This is a genomic window from Rhodospirillaceae bacterium (genome assembly GCA_028819475.1).
GTDB lineage: Bacteria > Pseudomonadota > Alphaproteobacteria > Bin65 > Bin65 > Bin65.
Map to the genome: position 1 here is coordinate 26,315 of JAPPLJ010000054.1, position 20,978 is coordinate 47,292.

The 20,978-nt window shown below is 65.2% G+C and carries 15 protein-coding genes, 3 tRNA genes, 3 rRNA genes and 1 pseudogene; 3 read left to right on the forward strand and 19 right to left on the reverse strand.

From position 1 onward, the window contains the following. The first annotated feature begins 15 nt into the window (after positions 1 to 15). Both OXM58_17045 and OXM58_17050 read left to right on the forward strand, forming a co-directional pair. A complete protein-coding gene (locus OXM58_17045; protein MDE0150072.1) occupies positions 16 to 273 on the forward strand; it encodes a type II toxin-antitoxin system RelB/DinJ family antitoxin in 258 nt (85 codons plus the stop codon). 3 nt (positions 274 to 276) lie between these two features. Further along, positions 277 to 543, forward strand: coding sequence for a type II toxin-antitoxin system YafQ family toxin (locus OXM58_17050; protein ID MDE0150073.1), 267 nt, complete (start codon positions 277 to 279; stop codon positions 541 to 543). Here OXM58_17050 and OXM58_17055 read toward each other — a convergent pair. The 10 genes and pseudogenes from OXM58_17055 to OXM58_17100 form a co-directional block, all read right to left on the reverse strand. Further along, positions 522 to 1,379 (reverse strand): Swt1 family HEPN domain-containing protein, encoded by an 858-nt coding sequence (locus OXM58_17055; protein ID MDE0150074.1) that lies wholly within the window; start codon positions 1,377 to 1,379, stop codon positions 522 to 524. The genes OXM58_17050 and OXM58_17055 overlap by 22 nt on opposite strands. Next, entirely contained in the window at positions 1,376 to 1,810 is a 435-nt protein-coding gene (locus tag OXM58_17060) for a PIN domain-containing protein (protein MDE0150075.1), read from the reverse strand. Before OXM58_17060 ends, OXM58_17055 begins: the two co-directional genes overlap by 4 nt. A gap of 6 nt (positions 1,811 to 1,816) precedes the next feature. Beyond that, the gene (locus OXM58_17065; protein MDE0150076.1) at positions 1,817 to 2,287 is read right to left on the reverse strand and encodes a hypothetical protein; all 471 of its coding nucleotides are present in this window, start codon (positions 2,285 to 2,287) and stop codon (positions 1,817 to 1,819) included. A gap of 101 nt (positions 2,288 to 2,388) precedes the next feature. Continuing rightward, entirely contained in the window at positions 2,389 to 3,768 is a 1,380-nt protein-coding gene (locus tag OXM58_17070; protein MDE0150077.1) for an MATE family efflux transporter, read from the reverse strand. Between the two features lie 54 nt (positions 3,769 to 3,822). Further along, positions 3,823 to 5,079, reverse strand: a complete 1,257-nt coding sequence (locus tag OXM58_17075) for a hypothetical protein (GenBank protein MDE0150078.1) — start codon at positions 5,077 to 5,079, stop codon at positions 3,823 to 3,825. Positions 5,080 to 5,186: 107 nt separating this feature from the next. Then, a complete protein-coding gene (locus OXM58_17080) occupies positions 5,187 to 5,963 on the reverse strand; it encodes a tetratricopeptide repeat protein (GenBank protein ID MDE0150079.1) in 777 nt (258 codons plus the stop codon). Positions 5,964 to 5,978: 15 nt separating this feature from the next. Then, positions 5,979 to 6,299: pseudogene (locus OXM58_17085) on the reverse strand (tetratricopeptide repeat protein). A 250-nt stretch (positions 6,300 to 6,549) separates the two neighbouring features. Next, positions 6,550 to 7,863, reverse strand: coding sequence for a TRAP transporter large permease (locus OXM58_17090; GenBank protein ID MDE0150080.1), 1,314 nt, complete (start codon positions 7,861 to 7,863; stop codon positions 6,550 to 6,552). Between the two features lie 16 nt (positions 7,864 to 7,879). After that, entirely contained in the window at positions 7,880 to 8,305 is a 426-nt protein-coding gene (locus tag OXM58_17095) for a TRAP transporter small permease (protein ID MDE0150081.1), read from the reverse strand. Between the two features lie 93 nt (positions 8,306 to 8,398). Beyond that, positions 8,399 to 9,403, reverse strand: a complete 1,005-nt coding sequence (locus OXM58_17100) for a TRAP transporter substrate-binding protein (GenBank protein MDE0150082.1) — start codon at positions 9,401 to 9,403, stop codon at positions 8,399 to 8,401. A 243-nt stretch (positions 9,404 to 9,646) separates the two neighbouring features. Here OXM58_17100 and OXM58_17105 point away from each other — a divergent pair, with 243 nt between their 5' ends. After that, positions 9,647 to 10,687 (forward strand): hypothetical protein, encoded by a 1,041-nt coding sequence (locus OXM58_17105; GenBank protein MDE0150083.1) that lies wholly within the window; start codon positions 9,647 to 9,649, stop codon positions 10,685 to 10,687. Between the two features lie 302 nt (positions 10,688 to 10,989). On the opposite strand, the gene OXM58_17110 is transcribed toward OXM58_17105, so the two are convergent. The 9 genes from OXM58_17110 to OXM58_17150 form a co-directional block, all read right to left on the reverse strand. Next, positions 10,990 to 12,600, reverse strand: coding sequence for an AMP-binding protein (locus tag OXM58_17110; GenBank protein MDE0150084.1), 1,611 nt, complete (start codon positions 12,598 to 12,600; stop codon positions 10,990 to 10,992). A 74-nt stretch (positions 12,601 to 12,674) separates the two neighbouring features. Further along, positions 12,675 to 13,103, reverse strand: a complete 429-nt coding sequence (locus OXM58_17115) for a MaoC family dehydratase (protein MDE0150085.1) — start codon at positions 13,101 to 13,103, stop codon at positions 12,675 to 12,677. Further along, positions 13,100 to 15,454 (reverse strand): TRAP transporter fused permease subunit, encoded by a 2,355-nt coding sequence (locus OXM58_17120; protein MDE0150086.1) that lies wholly within the window; start codon positions 15,452 to 15,454, stop codon positions 13,100 to 13,102. The genes OXM58_17115 and OXM58_17120 overlap by 4 nt, the downstream gene beginning before the upstream one ends. Positions 15,455 to 15,920: 466 nt before the next feature. Continuing rightward, positions 15,921 to 15,997 (reverse strand) — tRNA-Met (locus OXM58_17125). Between the two features lie 194 nt (positions 15,998 to 16,191). After that, positions 16,192 to 16,306, reverse strand: a 5S ribosomal RNA gene (gene rrf, locus OXM58_17130). Positions 16,307 to 16,587: 281 nt separating this feature from the next. Further along, positions 16,588 to 19,760 (reverse strand): 23S ribosomal RNA (locus tag OXM58_17135). A gap of 321 nt (positions 19,761 to 20,081) precedes the next feature. Continuing rightward, positions 20,082 to 20,157: transfer RNA gene (locus OXM58_17140), tRNA-Ala, on the reverse strand. Between the two features lie 26 nt (positions 20,158 to 20,183). Beyond that, a tRNA-Ile gene (locus OXM58_17145) sits at positions 20,184 to 20,260 on the reverse strand. A gap of 237 nt (positions 20,261 to 20,497) precedes the next feature. Then, positions 20,498 to 20,978, reverse strand: a 16S ribosomal RNA gene (locus OXM58_17150); the annotation flags it as partial.

A 20,978-nucleotide genomic window follows, 5' to 3' on the forward strand; every position in this document is an offset into this window, starting at 1 on the left:
TGGAGGTGCAAGTCGATGGCGAAGACAGACACAATCCGCGCCCGTGTTGAACCCGGACTCAAACATGACGCCGAGGCCGTGTTCTCGATGCTGGGACTGACAGCAACCGAAGCGATCCGGCTGTTCTACAAACAGGTCACATTGCAAAATGGCCTGCCGTTCGCGGTGAAGATTCCGAATGCCGAATCCCGTGAGGCGCTCCGGCAGGCCGAGGAACGCGAGAATCTGACCGAATACGGCTCGCTTGAAGACCTCAAGGCCGCGCACGATTAATGCATGCGGCTGCAAACGACCCGGCGGTTTGAGAGAGACCTAAAGCTGGCCAAAAAACGCGGCAAGAATCTCGAAAAACTCTGGCAGGTCGTTGAGCGACTGTCGGCCGGAGAGCCGCTCGCTCCCCGGAACAGGATGCACCGTCTCTCCGGCGATTGGTTCCGGGCTTGGGAGTGCCACATCGAGCCGGACTGGCTGCTGATTTGGCGCATCGACGATGACAGTCTTGTACTGATTCGGACCGGCACTCATGCCGACCTGTTCGGCTGACCGTCGCCCTGTGCGCTCCAGGCGCGTTCGAACACAATCGTTTCTACAGCCAGGTTTAGGCTTCCGGTTCGCCACCCTGCCTCTTGCCATGCGCGGCTTTGTATCGGGCCGGCGCCGCTTTTCTGGTTGCTCCACCAGGCGGGGTGGCGGCGGGCCGAAGCCGGCAATGCAAAGCCCAGCACGGCTTCGATTTCACGGAATGAAGCGTGCCATTCGGCCACTTCAAGAGCGGTCAGGTGGTGAAAAAGCGGCTCGTATTTGCCGATCGCGCTCCGGCTGCGAAACGAAGCGCGTGAGACGGCGCCGGCGGGTGGTCCATGCATCCGTCCGGCCTCTCTCCGCTCGCCGACAGCTTCCCCGGAGGCCGGTGCCACAGGAGGGGGGCCGGTTTTCGTGTTGTCCGCCCTGCGCTGGTCTTCATAGATTTGCTCGATGACATCGGCGTGCCGGACGGCGCCGACGGCGGCCGATACCTCCCGCATGGCGTCGAGATACCGCAGCGCCTCCCGGCCGGACATCTCTCCGGAAAAATGCGCCACGCGGTTGCGGGCGTCCATTGCGAGCGACACAAAGCTTCGGGCTCGCCTCAGCTTCGCATCGTCCTTGAAGATTTCGCTCCAGCGGTCGATCACGGTGCCTAGAAGCGCATAGGCGTCGAGGCTCTCGTCGGGGTCGCCGCCCCGTGCGCGCTTGGCAAAGCTGCGCCAGTGCTGGCCGTAGCGGCGCTCCATGCGCGTGGCGACATAGGGACCGAGTCCTCTTCGCAGCGCTTCGAGGCCCAGTTCCACTCTTTGCTTTGCTTCGAGCGCCGCGGCCGGCGCACTCGGTCCGGTCATATTGCCATCCCCATATCCACCATCTCGATCCGTTCGCCGTAGCGGCGGAAATCGGCGGCGTTGAAGGTCAGCAGCCGGCGCTCGCCATGGGCCAGCATCGTGGCGACGATGTTGGCGTCGTGAATCTGCCTGCCGCCCAGCGGCACCTCGCGGCACAGCATGGCCAGCCTTTCCGCAACCCGCGGCCCGTCCTCCAGAATCTCGAATTTCGCTTCAAGTTCGGCGACCTGCGCCAGCGCCGATTCCATCGGTACCGCCGCCGACCAGGATTGCGGACGGGTTACCGTGGCCAGGTATTCCCTAACGATCTGCCGGCTTATGCGAAACGTTTCGCCGCTGTCGCTCGTTTCCTTCATCCAGTGACGGGCGACGGCGTTACCTGGAGCGGCTTCGAAACGGGATCGAACCAGCACATTGGTATCGAAGAACATCGCGCCTTAGCGATCGTCCGCGATATCGTCCTGCGGGCCGCCGGTCAGGCGCCCGAACTCGTCGTAGATCTGCTCCCGGCTGACCGTGAATCCCGGCGGCCAGGAACCGCCGCGTATGACCGGCCAGTCCCGGTCGATATCGAACTTCTTCTTGCGCTCCGCTTCGGCCGGCCGTTCTGCCGGTTCGTCCTCGCGGGCGAACATCAGGGTTTCGGCGTCGAGATCGACCTCTCCCGTCTTCCAGCCGGCGGCCTGCCAGGCGAGCGCGTGGCTGTGGCCGTTGCCCTTGGCCGAATTGGCCCACCAGGGCCGGTGCAGGCGCGCCGAATCGGGCAGGCGGAAACCCAGCACGGCCTCGACTTCCGCGAAGCTCGTGCGCCAGTCCGGCCCGGCCATCGCAAGGAGATGACGGTAGAGCGGCGCATATTTGCCCCGCGCCGCCGCCTCGCGCACCAGACGGTCCCGTGTCGCCGACATAACCGGTCCCTTTAATAGTACTGACTTACTTACTTAAGTACTTACCCGAATATCGGTTTTGCCGCCGCGGGCGTCAATGGCCCCGGCGTTCGGCCGGGCCGCTATCCCTGCCCGCCGTCCCGCGGGTTCCAGATCCGGCCGAACAGGGAGGCGGCGACCAGGGCGCCGAAGCAGAACAGGCCGGCCGCGACGCAGGCGTAGAGCGAAGCCGGCCCGCCGCCCAACCACAGCACGGCGATGGCGCCGCCGCCGCCCGCCACGGCCAGCCGGATCGCGCCGGCGGTCACCGGCAGCACCATGTTGCCCGTGCCCTGGGCGGCGAAATAGAGCGCCATGCCGAGGCCGAAGAAGCCGTAGAACGGCCCGGCGATGTGCAGATACTGCGCGCCGAAGGTGTAGGCCGCGGCGTCGGCGGTGAACCGGTCGAGCCACAGCGCCGGCCACAGCGCCGCAGCGAGGCCGATCGCGCCCGTCACCCCGCCGGCGATCACGGCGCCGGTCCATGCGATGCGGCGCGCCCGGCCGAACTGCCGCGCGCCGAAGTTGGCGCCGACCGAGGTGGTGAGGGTGCCGCCGATGCCGAAGGCGAGCGGGACGATCAGCAGCTCGAGCCGGCTGCCCAGGCCGTAGCCCGCCAGCGCTTCGGCGCCGAGCTCCGCGACCAGCCGGGTGACGATCAGGACCGTACCGATATTCACGACGGAGTTGCCGCAGCCGAGCAGGCCGACCTTCAGGATGTCGCGGAACATCTCGCCGGTCAGCTTTCCCCAGACGCGAAGCCGCACACCGCTGGCGCCGCGCAGGAGGTTCAGGCCGAGCATCAGCGCGATCAGGCCGTGGGCTGCGGTGACGGAAACCGCCGGCCCGACCAGGCCGAGCTGCGGCAGCGGCCCCCAGCCGAGCGTGAGCCCGCCGCACAGCACGGCATGGAGCAGCGCCCCGGCGCAAAACCATATCGCCGGCGTGGTCATGTCGCCGGTGCCGCGGATCGCCGCGGCAAACAGGTTGGCGACCCACATGGTAATGCCGCCGGCGAAGATGATGACGGCGTAGTCGACGGCGCCGTCCAGCACGGCGCCGGTGCCGCCGAGCGCCGCGAAGACCGGCCGGGCGAGCAGGCCGAAGACCAGCAAGTAGAGCAGCGCCATGACCGCGGCGATAACCGCGCTGTGGCGCACCAGGGCGTCGGCCCGGTCCCGGTCGCCGGCGCCGAGCGCCCGCGCGATCGCCGAGGAGACCGCGCCGCCCATGGCGCCGGCCGACATCATTTGCATCATCGTATGGACGGGGAAGACTAGGGCGACCGATGCCAGCGGCAGGATGCCGAGCCGGCCGATGAACCAGGCGTCGGTCACCCACATGGCGACAAACGCAAAGGCGGTCGCCACGTTCGGCGCCGACAGCCTGACCAGCATCGGCAAAATCGGGCCGCCGAGCATGGCCCCAAAACGATCGGGGAAGCGGTCGTCGGTCGTCGTCATGGCGGAGGTGGCGCGGCCCGCTTTATTGGGACGGGCGGGGCATGCCGGGCCGTGTCATCTGTCGATGCCGAAGTCCCCAGGAGCGTCCCCTGTCTCCTTGCGACCGGGAGGGATTGAAGCCGGAAGGCGCGGCAGCGCCGCCCGGGCCTCCTCCTTCCGGAGCAGCCACGCCCGCGCCAGCTGCTCCGCCCGGGCAACTGCACCCTGTGTCATGCGCCGCCCAACGCGGCGCATGTTCACTACCGCGTCCCTGCGTACGGTTACGTTCGAGGCGGAGGCCGCGAGGCTGTAGTACCACTTGTACGCCCGAACCGTGTCTCGCGGGACCCCCCGTCCTCGCTCATGCAAAAGCCCGAGACGTAGCTTAGCCTCATCATATCCCCGTCCGGCGGCGCGGCGATACCATCGGACGGCTTCGGCGATGCTCTGCTGGACACCCCGGCCTTGCTCGTACATCGCACCGAGAACGGCCTGAGCCTCGGCGTCTCTCTGCCCGGCGGCGCGGCGAAACCACCGGACGGCTCCGGCGTCGTCCCGCGGGACGCCTTCACCCTTTGCGTACATGACCCCGAGTTTGTATTGGGCCTTGGCATTTCCCCGCTCGGCATGACGCAGAAAACCCCGATGAGCTGCGCCATAGTCGCCGCGTTTGTAAGCCGCAGTCGCCTCGGCGAGGATTTGCGGCGCCGCTGGCGGCGTGCCGGGCATGGCCGGCAGGCGCGGTGGCACCGATCCGACCTTCTGCTTCTGTATCAGCCACATCCACGCCAGCCGCCGCGCCCGGGCAATCGCGCCCGGCGTTATGTCTCGCCCGACGCGGCGCATGCCCAGCACCGCCTTCAATAAGGCGGCCGCGTTCAAGGCAGATGCCGCGACGCTGTACCATTTGTACGCCAGAATCGGGTCCCGCGGTACGCCCCGGCCGTTCTCGTACATAAGCCCGAGACTGGCCTGGGCCTCGGCATTTCCCTGCTCGGCGGCGTGGTGAAACCACCCGACGGCTTCGGCATCGTCCCGCGGGACACCCCGGCCCTTCGCGTACATGAACCCGAGATTGAGCTGAGCACCGGCAAGTCCCCGTTCGGCAGCGCGGCGATACCACCGGACGGCTTCGACATCATCCTGCGGGACGCCCTGGCCCCTGGCGTATATGACCCCAAGAGCGGCCTGGGCCTTAGCATTTCCCCGCTCGGCAAGACTCCGAAATCCCCGAAAGGCCGCGCCGTGGTCGCCGCGCTTGTATGCTGCGACCGCCTCGTCCAGGGTCTGCGACGCCGCCGCGCCAGCGATTGCCACCAAGAACAAGGCCACCAGGCCAAGCAGTCGAAGCGTTGCAGCCCGCGTCCCGGCATCTCCCTGCAATTGCCGGCCGCGCCGGCCCCCTGCTTTAGCGAAATGAGCGGGCATGCCGGGCTGCGTCACCTGTCGCCACCAAAACTCTCGGGGGCGTCCTCGCTCTCCTCCCGTCCGGGAGCGCTCGACACCGGCTGGCGCTGCGGCGCCGGCCGGGCTTGCTGCTTTCGGGGCAGCGCGGCGGCCGGACGGGCCTTCAGATTCTTGGTCCGCCATGCCAGCGCCAGCCGGCGTGCCCGGGCAATTGCGCCCGGTGTCATGCGTTGCCCGACGCGGCGCATATTCGCCGCCGCCTTGCCGCGTACTTTCGCGTCCGGGCCCGATGCCGCGAGGCTATAGAATGCGTAGGCTTGAACCAGACTTGGCTTCTTCCTCTTCTCGGAATAATGCCCCAGATAGAGCAGGGCATTGGGATTCCCTCCCCTGGCGGCGCGGATAATCCACCGGGCTGCTTCGCCGCTATCTCGCGGGACACCCCGGCCAGTCGCGTACATGAGCGCTAGACTGTACTGGGCCTTGGCATATCCCTGCCCCGCAGCGCGGCGGGTCCACCGGACGGATTCGGCAGCGTCCCGCGGGACGCCCCGGCCCTTCGCGTACCTGATCCCGAGATCGTGTTGAGCTGCTGCGAGTCCCCGCTCTGCGGCGCGGCGGGTCCACCTGACGGCTTCGGCGTCATCCCGCGGGACGCCCTGGCCCTTTACGTACAAGAGGCCGAGTGTGTACTGAGCCTTGGCATATCGCTGCTCCGCAGCGCGGCGATACCACCGGACGCCTTCGGCGTCGTCCCGCTGGACGCCCCGGCCGTACAAGTACATGTTTCCGAGTTTGGCCTGAGCCAACGCACTTCCCTGCTTCGCGGCGCGGCGGAACCAACGGACGGCTTCGGCGTCGTTCCTCGGTACGCCTTGGCCTATCAGGTACATGGTCCCGAGATTAGCCTGAGCCAACGCACTTCCCTGCTTCGCGGCGCGGCGGAACCAACGGACAGCTTCGGCGTAGTCCCGCGGCACGCCCTTTCCCTCGCGGTACATGTCTCCGAGGTTGACCTGCGCTCGGGCATGTCCCCGCTCGGCGAGACGCCGATATCCCCGATAGGCCGCGGCGTAGTCGCCGCGTTCGTATGCTGCGACCGCCGAGCTGAAGGTTTGCGCCGCCGCCGGCGGCGCGCCGGCCATCGCCGGCAGGAATATGGACGTCAGGCCAAGAAGCAGAATTGTTGCAGTACGCATTCCGGTATCTCCCTGCAACCGTCCGAACGGGAGACGGCCGGTCGACCGCGCAGCCCTGTAGCGGAGAGCAGTCTACCAGCGGCCCGCAGGTTTACAATTTCGATTCGCGATGCGACGGCCGCTAAGATGGATTCCTGCCGGTGTGTACAATTCCATTATACTGATCGGAATTTCAATCGACGCCAAAAGAGGATGCTCAACCGAACATCGTGTTGGGCAGGAAGAGCGCGATGTCCGGCGCCAGCAGGAGCAGGGCGATCACCAGCATCATGGCGAACCAGAAGGGCCAGATGCCGCGGAAGATCGTGTTCATCGGCACGTCCGGCGCGATGCCCTTGACGACGAACACGTTGATGCCGACCGGCGGGCTGATCAGCCCCATTTCCAGCACGATCACCATCATCACGCCGAACCAGACCATGTCGAAGCCGTAGCCCTCCATGATCGGCTGGACCAGCGGCAGGGCGAGAATCAGGATCGCGAAGCCTTCGAGGAAGGTGCCGAGCAGAATGAAGAAGCCGAGGCACAGGATGAGGATCAGGTACGGGTCGGCGTTCAGGGCGCCGAGCCAGTCCGCCAGCGCCGACGGGATGCCGGAAAGCGCCACGAAGGGCGTGAACACGAACGCGCCCATCAGGATGTAGAAGGTCGTCGCGGTCGAGCGCAGGGTGTGGGCGATGGCTTCCTTCATTTCCGTCCACTGCACCGTGCCGCGCAGGATGCAGACGAGGAAACACAGGAAAGCGCCAACGGCCGCGGCCTCGACCGCGTCGAAGGCGCCGCCGTAGATGCCGCCGATGGTCACGCCGACGATGCCGATGATCCAGGCCGCCCGCCGGATCGCGCCGAGCCGCTCGGCGAGCGGCAGCGCCCGCGCGGAGGCCGGCGCGATCTCCGGCTTCAGCCGGACCAGCATCCAGATCGCCAGGATGAACAGGCCGGACAGCAGGATGCCCGGCAGCACGCCGGCCATGAACAGCCGGCCGATGCTCTCCTCGGTCAGGATGGCGTAGATCACGAAGCCGGCCGACGGCGGGATCAGGATGCCGAGCGTGCCGCCCGCCGCGATCGAGCCCGTGGCGAGCGCGTTGTCGTAGCGGTAGCGCCGCATTTCCGGCAAAGCGACCCGGCCCATGGTGACGGCGCTGGCGAGCGACGAGCCGGACAGGGCCGAGAAGCCGGCGCAGCCGACGATGGTGGACGAGGCCAGCCCGCCGCGCAGATGGCCGAACCAAGCGTGCGCCGCATCGTAGAGGTCGCGGCTCATGCCCGAGATGCCGGCCAGGTTCCCCATCAGGATGAACAGCGGCAGGATGGTCAGCGAGTAGATGGTCGAGACCGAGAAAATCTCGCCGCCCAGGGTGGCGACGGCCGCTTCGCCGCCACGCGGATGGATCGACCAGATGCCGGCGACGCCGACCGCCAGCATCGCCGTGCCGACCGGCATGCGCAGACCCAGCAGGACAAACAGTGCGGCGAAGCCGGCGAGGCCGATCTCGATATTGCTCATCCCCGGTCACTCACCGTCACTCATGTTCGAACGGGTCGCGCTCGGCGTCGAATTCCATGAGGCCGATGGCGAGCTCGCAGACCAGCATCAGCGCGTAGGTCGCCATCGCAATCGTCAGCATCCAGTAAAACGGCGTGTGGACGATCTCGAGATTGTCGGTGAACTCGCCGCATTCGAAGCCGCAGCGCGCCTCCTCGCGCAGTCCGTATGTCGCGAGCGCGAGGATGACGATGCCGATCAGGCGCACGGCTATGTCGGTGAAACGGGTCACCCGGCGTCCGCCGACCGCGGCGAGGATATCGACATGGACGAAGCCGCCCTGCCGGCCGCCATAGGCCAGCGCGCCCATGACGATCACCGCCAGCGACATGCGCGAAATGTCGGTAATGCCGAACAGCGGATCGTTCAGGATATAGCGCCAGACGACCGAGACGACCGTCAGCCCGACCAGGAAGACGACGGCCGCCCCGCCGATAACGGCCAGAGCGCCGGCGAAGCGGTCCAGCCTGTTGAGGACCGTCCGGAAGATGGCGCCCTACTTCCCGGTCATCGTGTCATAGACTTCGCCGCCGGTCCTGCCGCCGCGCATCTTCCTGGCGCGGAACGCCGCCATCGCCTCGGCGATTGCGGCGTTGGCCCTGGCCCGTTCGGCATCCGAAAGCGTGATGATCTCGACGCCTTTCTGCTTTGCGAAGGCAATTCCGGCCCGTGCCGCCTTCTTGTAGGCGCCACCGCCGGAGAGCGAGAGCCACTTACCGGAGGCTTCATCGACCCAGGCTTTCTCCTGCGCGCTCATCTTGCCGTAGACGCCCCGGTTCATCATCAGGACGAAGGCCGATCCCGAGCCCGGCAGGCCGATCGTCATGTATTTCGCCGGTTCCCACAGTTTGAACGAGCGGACCGCCGAGGGATCGATGGCGATGCCGTCGATCGTGCCGTTGGCGAGATTGCGGTTGATCACCGTGACCGGCTGGCTGACAGCCGACGCCCCCAGGGCCTCCATGAAGGGCACGTCCTGTTTCGATGTGACCCGCACCTTCATGCCCTTGAGGTCGGCCACCGTCCGCACGGCTTTCTTCTTGGTCAGCAGCACCGGCAGGTCGTTGGCCCAGACCGCAAGCAGCTTCGCCTTGAATTCCTTCTCGATCAGCGGCATCGCCCGCCACATCGCCTCGGTGCAGTCCAGCGCGTCGGCGCAGACGCCGGGAATCGTTACCGTATTTGTCGCCGGAAAGAGGTTGCCGGTGTAGCCCGGCAGGGCGAAGGCGATGTCGGCGACGCCCTTGAGCAGGATCGAATACTGCTTGGGCGGCGAGGAATTGAGCGCGCCGCCCGCATACTGCTTGACTGTCAGCTTGCCGCCCGACACCTCGGCCAGTTTCCGGGCGAACGGCGTGAAGACCGCCCGGTTCATCGGGTGCTTCGGCCCCATGAAATAGGACAGGCTGAACTCCGCGGCACTTGCCGGCGCAGCGAGGCCGGCCGCCAGCGCGAGTGCGACCGCCGCCGCACATTGTCCCGTCACGATCCGTCCCGTCATTTTCCGGTCCTCCCTTTTGGTCCGCACTGCTGCGTCGCGGCGACCCGGGCCCGAAGCGGCAAACGCGGCGGCGGCGAGATTGTATCCCCGTCCGGCGCAGGGCGGAAGAGAAGGCGTGTCGGGCGGAACGGTCCGTCGCGCAGGATTGCGTGCTTGGGTACCGCGCAGCCTGTGCTAACGTGGCCGGCGCAAGCGTGCATTTGCAACGACGATAGAATCACTGACGCAGTCGAGGAGACTCCCATGAAACGTTTGATCCTTTTCGGTGCAGCGGTCTGTTTTGCCGCCTCCGCCCAGGCGCAGACGCCGACGCTGACGATGGAATCCGGCTCGGTCGGCGGCGCGACCGACATGGCGGCGAAGCATCTCGCCGAAGTTGCGGCAAAACGGAAGATCGCGACCATCCAGGCCCAGGCCGGCAAGGTGTTGGCCAAGTCGATCCTGCAGGTCGCCCAGGGCAAGACCGATCTCGCCGCCAGCCCGTTCATCCTGCAGTTCCTGATGGCCCGGGCGCTCGGCCCCTATGCCGGGCTGGGCAAGAAGAAGGGCAAGGAAATTGCCGGCAATCTCCGCCTGCTCTATCCCTACCATCTCGCCCACTATTACCTGATCGCCTTTGCCGCTTCCGGCATCGATAGCTGGGACAAGCTCAAGGGCAAGACGATCTTCAACGGCCCGCCGCGCGGCGGTGCGCTGAACACGGCGCGCGCGCTGATCCGGCTGACCACCGGCATGAACGAAGGCAAGGGCTATACCGGCAAGCAGATCGCCTGGGGCCAGGCCGATTCGATCTTCCTCGACGGCGCGGTCGACGCGGCCGTGCGGCCGGGCACCAATCCGGCGGCGTATCTGCCGATCTATATCGCCGCGGGCAAGATCAACCTGGTCTCGATCCCGAAGGCCAAGATGGAGTCCGCGGCCTTCCGGAAGTTCCTCCGGGCGCCCGGCAACGTGGCGATGGTCTTTCCGAAGAAGAACCTCGCCCACTACGGCGCGGGCGTGAACGTGATCTCCGAGGACGACATGTTCCGGTCGATTTCCAACACCGGCGGCGACGTTGTTCACAAGAACATGCCGAAGGCCCTGGCCAGGGCGCTGACCGCGGCGATGATCGAAACGCTGCCCGACATGTTCCGCAAGGCGCCGTTCGCAAGGGGCCAGCTGTTTGGCGTCGTCGACGACAAGCGGATGGGCATGTGCAACGCCGGCGTCAAGTTCCATCCCGGCGCCGTCGAGGCGTGGGAGGCCGCCGGTCACAAGCTCCCGGACTGCGCCAAGCCGTAGCGGTTTGGACCCTATCGGGGTCTGGAACACACGCAATCCGGTTTTCGAACTTCCTTCCCCCTCTTCAGAGGATTCCTCTGGGAAAGGGACACTGACCAAGTCCCCCTCCCCTTGGGGGAGGGGCTAGGGGAGGGGTCGTCCGCCGCCGCACCGAGGTTCGAATCCGGCACGGCAACAGAGGCCGCATACCCCTCCCCCTGCCCCCCTCCCCCAAGGGGAGGGGGGACGCGTTGTCTTGCCTGTCGGATCCGCCTCACGGCGTTTTGCAGAGAAATCCTCTGAAGAGGGGGAGGAATCCATCTTCAGCCGCCGCTTTCCCTTTCGATCATCCGGCGCAGTTCGGGCTTCGAGACCTTGGCGATGCCGCCGGTGCGCGGCAGGTCGTGGAGGAAGCGGATCTCGCGCGGCTGCTTGAAATCGGCGAGCGCGGCCTGGCAGCGCCGCTCGATGGCGGACATCAGCACCGACAGATCCGGCGCGCCCTCCGGCCCGCCCTCTGACGTGCTCTCTGGCATGACGAACGCCACGGGCACCTCGTCGCGCAGCGCATCGGCCTTGCCGACGACCGCGACCTCCCCGACGCCGTCGACCTGTGCGATGACCCGTTCGAGCTCGGCCGGGCTGACATTCTCGCCGCCGACCTTGAGCATGTCCTTGGCGCGGTCGGCAAAACCGATCAGGCCGTCCTCATGCACCGTCACGAGGTCGCCGGTGATGAAATAGCCGCGCTCGTCGAACGACTCTGCGGTCGCCGCGGGATTGTCGAGATATTCCCGGAACAGGGACAGGCCCGGCGTCCCCCGAATACGCAACTCCCCGGTCTCACCCGGTCCGACCGGGCTGCCGTCGTCGCGCAGCACCGCCAGCCGGTATTCCGGCGCCGGGCGGCCGATGGCGCCGTCGCGCTTGGGCAGGCCGGGATCGCCAACAATGCCCTGGGTGATGATCTCGGTCATGCCCCACCAGCCGAGGAGCGGGACGCGGAAATGCGCTTCGACGGACGAATCGAGGACGGCGTGGCCCCAGTTGCGGAACCAGTGCCGCTCCGGCACCGGCTCGCGCCGCAGCGCCTGGCTGCAGAACGGCACCAGCGAGGCCCAGGTGCAGCGGTGTTCGACCGCCGCGGGCCAGAACCGGCTGGCCGAAAAGCGCGGCTGCAACACGATCTCCGCCCCCGCCCACAGGCTTGCCATGGTCGAGTAGATTCCGGAGACGACGTGAAACAGCGGCAGCGTGACCAGATGGCAGTCGGCTTCCGTAAGCCGCTCGTGGTTCGCCGAGACCTGGCCGCCCCACAGAACGTTGTCGTGGGTCCAGACGACGCCCTTGGGCCGTGCCGTACTGCCGGAGGTGTAGTGGACGGCCATCGGCAGGGCGCCGTCGCCGGGCGGGGCGGGGGCTTTCGAGGCATCGCCGTACAGCGCCTCGAACCGGTCCTCTTTGGCCGGCCGGTCGGCCTCGCGCGGTTCGACGCCGCCGTCGTGCGCAGTGACGGCGAGCCAGTCGAGCCCGGTGCAGAAGTCCCGGACCCGCGCCGCAAGAGCGGGCTGGGTGATCGCGGCCCTGACACCGGCATGTTCGGCGAAATACGCCAGTTCCTCGCCGCTGGCCCGGGCATTGGTCGCGACGGCGACGGCGCCGATGCGCGCCAGCGCGTGCCAGGCGAGCAGGTATTCCGGCGCGTTCTCCAGATTGATCATGACCCGGTCGCCCTGCCGCACGCCGCGGCGCGCCAACCCGTGCGCCAGCCGGGCGGCATCTTCGGCAAAGGCGGCATAGGTCCAGGTCCTCGCCGCACCGTCGAACGGCGCCCAGGTCAGGAAGGGGCGCGTGCCGTGGGTCTGCGCCCGTTTCAGCAGCAGACCGGCCTGGTCGAGGCCGGCATAGGGGCTGACATAGGGTTCGCCGTTCATCGTCGTTCGATCTCCCCGCCGCCCCGGTCGCCGGCGGCCGCCGGACGGGTGCGGAAATAGGATTTGCCGCGCTTTTAGAGCACGGTCTCGCCATCCTGGTTGATAAGACGGGCCAGCACGCGCACCAGCCCGCGATCAGGCCGGCGCTGCGAGCGGCGGCACTCGACCACCTCGACGCGCAGCGAGAGCCGGTCGCCGGGGCGGACCGCGCGCAGGAATTCCAGGCCGTCGACACCCGGCGAGGCGATCAGCGCCGCGCGCTTGAGGTAGCCTTCATACTGCATACGCTGCATGAGGGCGGCGACCTGCCAGCCGCTCGCGATCAGGCCGCCGAATTCGCTCTGCGCCGCGGCTGCCGGATCGGTGTGAATGGGCACCGGGTCGAATTCCCGGCCGAACGCGACGATGCTTTCCTCGGTGACGGTCGTCGCGCCCCATTCGAAGAGCGTGCCGGGCGCAAAATCCTCGAAATAGAGGGTATCGGTCCGCTCCGGCGCCGTCATCGCGCACGACCTCCGGACCCGGCCGGGCCGCGCCTGCGCAGCAGGCCGAGATGGTGGAACGCCAGAAGGATGGCAGCGCCGCAAAGGGCGGCGATGGCCACGTCGTGCATTTTCACGAGCACCAGAACCGCCAGCGCGAGCCGCACCACGATCTCGGCGGTCGAAAGGCGCGCCCGGTCGTAGCGGCTCAGCGCGCTCGCCACCAGGTAAAGGGCGACCGCCAGCCGGAAGACCAGCCAGGCCAGGCCGGCAAAATCGATCGTGCCGTCATAGCCCGGCAGCCAGGTCTTTTCCGCGCTCATGCTGCCGTCGAGCGACTGCGCGATCTGAGCCTGCTCGATCAGCAGGAATTCCGGATAGAAGGCGAAGACGAAGGGGATGGTGAACATCACGATGCCGACGCGAACGGCCGCAAACCCCGTGGACAGCGGCTCGGCTTTCGAAATGGTCGACGCAGCGAAGGCCGCGATCGCCACCGGCGGCGTGATCGCCGACGCGACCGCGAAGTAGAAGATGAACATGTGCGCCGTGAACAGCGAGGTGCCCAGCGCGACCAGCAACGGACCGATGATCAGGATGACGTTCACATAGGCCGGCAGGGTCGGCATCCCCATGCCGAGCAGGATCGTCGCGAACATGGCGACGACGAGCGCGATCATGAGATAGACCGAACCGCCGACGACCACTTCATGGCCGAACAGGCTGAAGGTCGAAATCGTCTTGAGCCAGTTCAGGATGTCGATGGTCAGGATCCCGGTGATGCTCGTGAAGCTGATGCAGACGTCGATGACCGCAACGGCGACGAGCAGCAGGAAGAGCTGTGCGATCACCAGCCCGGCGTCGGCGAGGGCGCGGATCACCCGCGCCGGGGCGCGCCGGATCTCCGGATCGAGGAACAGCAGGGCGATCAGCAGGACGACGGCCCAGAAGCCGGCAGAATCCGGATCGCCGGCCGCGTTCTTCACGACCTCGAGAAACCAGGGAAGCGCTTCCCCGGAGGCCGGATCGTATCCTGCGACAAACGCCAGAACGCCCGTGCCGATACCGTCTTTGGTGCTGAGCAGCAGGACGAGGATGACGAGGATCGGCCCGGCGATCATCAACAGGTTCGTCCAGTCTCTCCGCGTCAGTTCGTGATCCCCGGAATCCCGGCCGAGGGCGGCCATCCCCGTGCGCCGGGCTTCGAACACCACGGTGAGAAACAGGCTGAAAAAGTATGCCAGCGCCGGCAGGAAGGCCGCGACGATGACCTGCGAATAGGGCACGGTCGACAGCGCGGCGAGCACGAAGGCCGCGATGCCCATGACCGGCGGCATGATCTGCCCGCCGCTCGACGCGGCCGCCTCGACGCCGCCGGCGAAGGTCGGCTTGAAGCCGGTGCGCATCATCATCGGGATGGTCAGGGTTCCGGTGCCCAGCACGTTGACGACCGGCGCGCCGGAGACGGTGCCGAAGGTCGCCGAGCCGACGATGGCGGCGTGCGCCGGGCCGCCGCGCAGGCTCCGCGTGACCCGGAAGGCGAGCTTGATCAGCGACTGTCCGCCGGCCGATGCGGCGAACAGAGCGCCGAGCACGACGTAGGGAAACACGATATTGACGATGACGCTGAGGAACCGGCCCAGGATGCTGTTCGATTCCTGGATGATGGCGTTGCGCGCGCCGATGACGCCGGCGGAATAGTTCCGGACGCCGTCCGATTCCGTGCCGATGGACGTGGTCAGGTAGCGGTTGCCGCTCCATTCGAAATACCACGCGGCCGAGGACAGGACCGTATAGAGCCCGATCACGATGGCGACCGCGATGATCGGAAATCCCCAGGCCTTGACGATGTAGATGAAGAAAACCGCCAGCGCAGCGAGCAGGAAAGGCAGGATCCAGTTGCCGAGGTTCGACTGGCAGTCGGGAAACTCCTCGACCGGGTCGATGCCGAAGATTTCCCTGTACTCGGCGGCCCGCGCGGCCGTTTCGGCCATGAGCCGGGCGCGCTCGCCGGTAATCTCGTCGATGAGGCAGACCTGTTCGTGCTCGATCAGATAGACGACCGCCGTGCCGAGGATGGCGGCGAGCATCGTCAGGTCGAGCAGGATGCCGAACGCACGCCTCGCGGGCGACCGGCCGGCCCAGTCGCGGCCGAACGACACGACCAGCAGCGCGACCGCCATCATCAGCGTGAACATCAGCGGGAAGAAGAATTCCGAACTGTATTTGCTGAGGCGCGGAATGCCCTCCAGGCCGGGCACCGCCTGGACGAGTTCGAGCAGTCCCGGAATGCTGGGCAGGTTGTTCGCCATGCCGAGCACGACGAGGACGAAGCCGAGCGCGAGCGCAAGGCGGCCCGTCCAGTGGTCCATTGCCCCGGTCGGCGTTTCTCCGGTCCGCGGTTCTCCGGCCCGCGTTTCCGGGACCTGCGATTCCGATACCGATACGGCGGGGGCATCCTGCATGACGGCTGACAGGCTATTCCCGGAGCCCGCCGGACGCCAGCCGGTTCGGCCGGGAACGGCAATCCCGCATTCCGCAGGCCCGTATTCCGCAGGGCGCGATCGCGTTGCGGCGGCATCGGTCAGGCGTTGCTGACCGTAACGGATGACCGACCCGGGGCGAACCCGTTGTCGCCCGCCGGAATGCCCGCCTCCGCCCGAGCCCTTCCCGTTGGCCCTCGGCAACCCGCCGGCGCGGTCAGACCGGACACTTGCGCGGAGAACGAGCGATTCGCGCCGAAGCTCCCGTGTTGATCATGTGTTGACCGTGCAAAAATGTGCCCCGGTCCGAGAATCGAAAAGCCCCTGAAAACTACAACGTTTTCAGGGGCTTCTTTGGTTGCGGGGGCAGGATTTGAACCTGCGACCTTCAGGTTATGAGCCTGACGAGCTACCAGACTGCTCCACCCCGCGTCCTGGCCCGGTTTCCGACGGTTATCGCAAAATAGCCGATCCGGTTTCCGGGTGAAATCAGGTTCGCGCATCGAAATCAGGTAGCCGGGCCGCGATCGGCCCGTATGGCGGACGGCTTCGCCAGGCCGGGATTTACCGGCCGCTGACAGCCGCCGGAATCGACCGACACCTTGGCGGCCCCCTGTGCTTGCAAGGCCTGGCAGCGACCTACTCTCCCACGCCTTGAGACGCAGTACCATCGGCGCTGAAGGTCTTCACGGCCGAGTTCGGGATGGGATCGGGTGTTTCCCCCTCGCTATAACCACCAGGCCATGCAAACACAGGGCAGCCGGTGCCGGCTGCCGTACGAGTTTGTACGCGTACAGTTGCCGTACGACAGCGGCAAACCGAAAGCCGAAAAGCTGGCAGGATCGCATTCGCCGCCGCCGGCTCCCCGGGCAAATCGGGGGCCGGCCGCGCGGCGTCGCATGGAGAGACGGTCTGCAGCGTTGCCGGCCCCTGCCGGCAATCGGGAACGACCGCCGCACGGGGGACACAGCGCTTTCCGCTGCATGTGAGATTTTCCGCCCCGGCCCGAAAAGGACCGGGGAAAGAACAAGCCGATCGAGCGATTAGTACCGGTTAGCTTCATGCATTGCTGCACTTCCACACCCGGCCTATCAACGTGGTGGTCTTCCACGGCTCTCAGGCGAGACCTCGTTTCGAGGGAGGCTTCCCGCTTAGATGCTTTCAGCGGTTATCCCGTCCGTACTTAGCTACCCTGCGGTGCGGCTGGCGCCACAACAGGTACACCAGAGGTACGTCCACCCCGGTCCTCTCGTACTAGGGGCAGCTCCTCTCAAGTCTCGTACAGCCACGGCAGATAGGGACCAAACTGTCTCACGACGTTCTAAACCCAGCTCACGTACCACTTTAAACGGCGAACAGCCGTACCCTTGGGACCTGCTCCAGCCCCAGGATGTGATGAGCCGACATCGAGGTGCCAAACGACGCCGTCGATATGGACTCTTGGGCGTCATCAGCCTGTTATCCCCGGCGTACCTTTTATCCGTTGAGCGATGGCCCTTCCATGCGGGACCACCGGATCACTAAGGCCGACTTTCGTCTCTGCTCGGCCCGTCGGCCTCGCAGTCAGGCTGGCTTATGCCTTTGCACTCCACAGCTGATTTCCGACCAGCTTGAGCCAACCTTCGCGCGCCTCCGTTACTCTTTGGGAGGCGACCGCCCCAGTCAAACTACCCGCCACGCACGGTCCCGGACCCGGGTTCACGGATCGCGGTTAGATATCAGAAGCGTTAAGGGCGGTATTTCAAGGATGCCTCCACGCCAACTGGCGCCAGCGCTTCAAAGGCTCCCGCCTATCCTACACATGACGGTCCTAATACCAGTGCGAAGCTGTAGTAAAGGTGCACGGGGTCTTTCCGTCTAGCCGCGGCTACTCCGCATCTTCACGGAGAATTCAGTTTCGCTGAGTCGGTGCTGGAGACAGCGGGGAAGTCGTTACGCCATTCGTGCAGGTCGGAACTTACCCGACAAGGAATTTCGCTACCTTAGGACCGTTATAGTTACGGCCGCCGTTTACCGGGGCTTCGGTTCAGAGCTTGCACCCTTCCCCTTAACCTTCCGGCACCGGGCAGGCGTCAGACCCTATACGTCGTCTTGCGACTTCGCAGAGCCCTGTGTTTTTAGTAAACAGTCGCTACCCCCTGGTCTGTGCCACCCCGGCCCGGTTGCCCGGGCGAGGTCCTCCTTCTTCCGAAGGTACGGAGGCATTTTGCCGAGTTCCTTCAGCACCGTTCTCTCAAGCGCCTTGGTATGCTCTACCAGCCCACCTGTGTCGGTTTGGGGTACGGTCTAACGTCAGGGCTATTTCCTGGAAGTCCCAGGCTGCCCGACCAATCCGATAAGGACGGACAGCTTTCGGCCTTCGTCAACTCCTGACAGGCCACGGAATGTTTACCGTGTTCCCATCGGCTACGCCTTTCGGCCTCGCCTTAGGGGCCGGCTAACCCTGCGCAGATTAGCTTTACGCAGGAACCCTTGGGCTTTCGGCGAGAGTGTTTCTCACACTCTTTATCGCTACTCGTGTCAGCATTCTCGCTTCCGATACCTCCACGCGCCCTCACAGGCGCGCTTCGCAGGCATACGGAACGCTCCGCTACCATGTTCAACAGGTATCAGATGTCAGGAATCAGGGATCAGAATAACGCCGGTTATCCAGCGTATTCGCCAATCCCTGCAGCATCTTGGCGATCTCGCGGTATTCTCTCCGCCATTCGTCCCAAGACGCTTTGTCGATATAGCCCAGATCGTAGGCATATCTGCACCAGACGCGCATCTCTTCGGTCGAGCCCAACGCAATCATCAAGAAGCGTTTGAACTCTTTGGCGGAAACGCGCTGTTTGCCAAATCCTTCTGCGATATTCGCCGGTATCGACTTACTCGCCCGACGAATTTGGCTTGCCAGAGCATGCTGTTCGATCTGAGGCCAGTTTAGGCTTTCAGTATGGATCGCGAGAGAATTCCTGTAGGCCCGCTTGAATACTTCCAAGTCTTCAAACGAGTGGATCATCTAGCTCCACCACACTGATTCCTGATTCCTGGCAACTGATACCTGAGAACATCCGCAGCTTCGGTACATGGCTTGAGCCCCGTTACATTTTCGGCGCAGGACAACTTGTTTAGACCAGTGAGCTGTTACGCTTTCTTTAAAGGGTGGCTGCTTCTAAGCCAACCTCCTGGCTGTCTTGGTCGTCCCACATCCTTTCCCACTTAGCCATGATTTAGGGACCTTAGCTGGCGGTCTGGGCTGTTTCCCTTTCGACGACGGACCTTAGCACCCGCCGTCTGTCTGCCGGGCAGTGCTCTACGGTATTCGGAGTTTGGTTAGGTTTGGTAAGGCTCGCGCCCCCCTAGCCCATCCAGTGCTCTACCCCCGCAGGCATACACCCGACGGCCTACCTAAATAGGTTTCGCGGAGAACCAGCTATTTCCTGGTTTGCTTGGCCTTTCACCCCTAGCCACAGGTCATCCCCCGATTTTTCAACATCGGTGGGTTCGGCCCTCCAGTGCGTGTTACCGCACCTTCAGCCTGCCCATGCCTAGATCACCAGGTTTCGGGTCTGATCCATGTAACTCGTCGCCCTGTTCAGACTCGCTTTCGCTGCGCCTACGCCTAGCGGCTTAAGCTCGCTACACAGATCAAGTCGCTGACCCATTATGCAAGAGGTACGCGGTCACCCCTCGAAGGGGGCTCCCACTGCTTGTAGGCGTCCGGTTTCAGGGTCTCTTTCACTCCCCTAATCGGGGTGCTTTTCACCTTTCCCTCACGGTACTCGTTCGCTATCGGTCGTTGAGGAGTACTTAGGCTTGGAGGATGGTCCCCCCATGTTCAGACAGGATTTCACGTGTCCCGCCCTACTCGATAGCGCCCTGTCCGTTTACCTGTACGGGACTGTCACCCGCTATGGTCCGGCTTTCCAGCACGGTTCCAGTTTGAACAGTTTGCTAATGGCCTGGTCCCCGTTCGCTCGCCACTACTAGGGGAGTCTCATGTTGATGTCCTTTCCTCCGGGTACTTAGATGTTTCAGTTCCCCGGGTTTGCCTCCTGCAAGCAGGATACCCTTACGGGTGGGTTTCCCCATTCGGAAATCCGCGGATCAAAGATTGCTCTCATCTCCCCGCGGCTTATCGCAGAGTGCCACGTCCTTCATCGCCTCTCAACGCCAAGGCATCCGCCAAACGCCCTTCTTGCGCTTGTTCGATCGGAAAACCGTCACATGCAGGGGAAAACGCCGTCGCTGCCGGCAAGCCCCGGAGGAACCCGGGAACCGTCAGCCACGCACCCCGCAGGAGATCGGCTCTCCACATGATGCGATCGCAACCAGCCCCCTCAATCCGGTTTTCCCAGGAATCTCTCCGGGGAAACCGGGCCGACGAGGACTGGCGCGGCCAGCTTTACTACCTGATTTACGATGTCAGTGAACCGGACCGGCGGACGATCGCCGCGCCGGTCGGAATTGCGAAAACTCATTCGCCAACCAATGCCGTTTCCCCTCGCGCCGGAAAATCCGGCGTTCGATTTGGTGGAGCCGATCGGAATCGAACCGACGACCTCCTGCTTGCAAAGCAGGCGCTCTCCCGACTGAGCTACGGCCCCCGGCGCGCCTTGCGGAAGGCGAAACATGGTGGGCCCGGGTAGATTTGAACTACCGACCTCACGCTTATCAGGCGTGCGCTCTAACCAACTGAGCTACGGGCCCGGCACAGTCCGGCAAGCCGGCGCTTGCGAACCCGCGGCCTGGCCGCAATTCAGCCTGCACCCAGGCGAAAGGACTTCGCCGGACGCGCCCGCTTCACGGACCGCCCGGCGAAGCCGGGAAACGGTGGAAAGGGATACGCAGACGGCGGCCCGCCGGCGCCCGGCGGGTTGTAAGGTACGCTGGCAGAGCCCCGCCCCGGCAATTTATCGGGGAGCGGGCTGCCGCCGGCATCCTTAGAAAGGAGGTGATCCAGCCGCAGGTTCCCCTACGGCTACCTTGTTACGACTTCACCCCAGTCGCTGACCTTACCGTGGTCGGCTGCCCCCTTACGGTTAGCGCACCGCCTTCGGGTAAAGCCAACTCCCATGGTGTGACGGGCGGTGTGTACAAGGCCCGGGAACGTATTCACCGCGGCATGCTGATCCGCGATTACTAGCGATTCCACCTTCATGCACTCGAGTTGCAGAGTACAATCCGAACTGAGACGGCTTTTCGGGATTAGCTCTGGGTCGCCCCTTTGCTGCCCGCTGTCACCGCCATTGTAGCACGTGTGTAGCCCTACCCATAAGGGCCATGAGGACTTGACGTCATCCCCGCCTTCCTCCGGCTTGTCACCGGCAGTTTCTCCAGAGTGCCCGGCCGGACCGATGGCAACTGAAGATGGGGGTTGCGCTCGTTGCGGGACTTAACCCAACATCTCACGACACGAGCTGACGAC

Coding starts and splice junctions, on each gene's coding strand:
- OXM58_17045 (MDE0150072.1), top strand. CDS start 16: ATGGCGAAGACAGACACAATCCGCGCCCGTGTTGAACCCGGACTCAAA.
- OXM58_17050 (MDE0150073.1), top strand. CDS start 277: ATGCGGCTGCAAACGACCCGGCGGTTTGAGAGAGACCTAAAGCTGGCC.
- OXM58_17055 (MDE0150074.1), bottom strand. CDS start 1,379: ATGACCGGACCGAGTGCGCCGGCCGCGGCGCTCGAAGCAAAGCAAAGA.
- OXM58_17060 (MDE0150075.1), bottom strand. CDS start 1,810: ATGTTCTTCGATACCAATGTGCTGGTTCGATCCCGTTTCGAAGCCGCT.
- OXM58_17065 (MDE0150076.1), bottom strand. CDS start 2,287: ATGTCGGCGACACGGGACCGTCTGGTGCGCGAGGCGGCGGCGCGGGGC.
- OXM58_17070 (MDE0150077.1), bottom strand. CDS start 3,768: ATGACGACGACCGACGACCGCTTCCCCGATCGTTTTGGGGCCATGCTC.
- OXM58_17090 (MDE0150080.1), bottom strand. CDS start 7,863: ATGAGCAATATCGAGATCGGCCTCGCCGGCTTCGCCGCACTGTTTGTC.
- OXM58_17100 (MDE0150082.1), bottom strand. CDS start 9,403: ATGACGGGACGGATCGTGACGGGACAATGTGCGGCGGCGGTCGCACTC.
- OXM58_17105 (MDE0150083.1), top strand. CDS start 9,647: ATGAAACGTTTGATCCTTTTCGGTGCAGCGGTCTGTTTTGCCGCCTCC.
- OXM58_17110 (MDE0150084.1), bottom strand. CDS start 12,600: ATGAACGGCGAACCCTATGTCAGCCCCTATGCCGGCCTCGACCAGGCC.
- OXM58_17115 (MDE0150085.1), bottom strand. CDS start 13,103: ATGACGGCGCCGGAGCGGACCGATACCCTCTATTTCGAGGATTTTGCG.
- OXM58_17120 (MDE0150086.1), bottom strand. CDS start 15,454: ATGGACCACTGGACGGGCCGCCTTGCGCTCGCGCTCGGCTTCGTCCTC.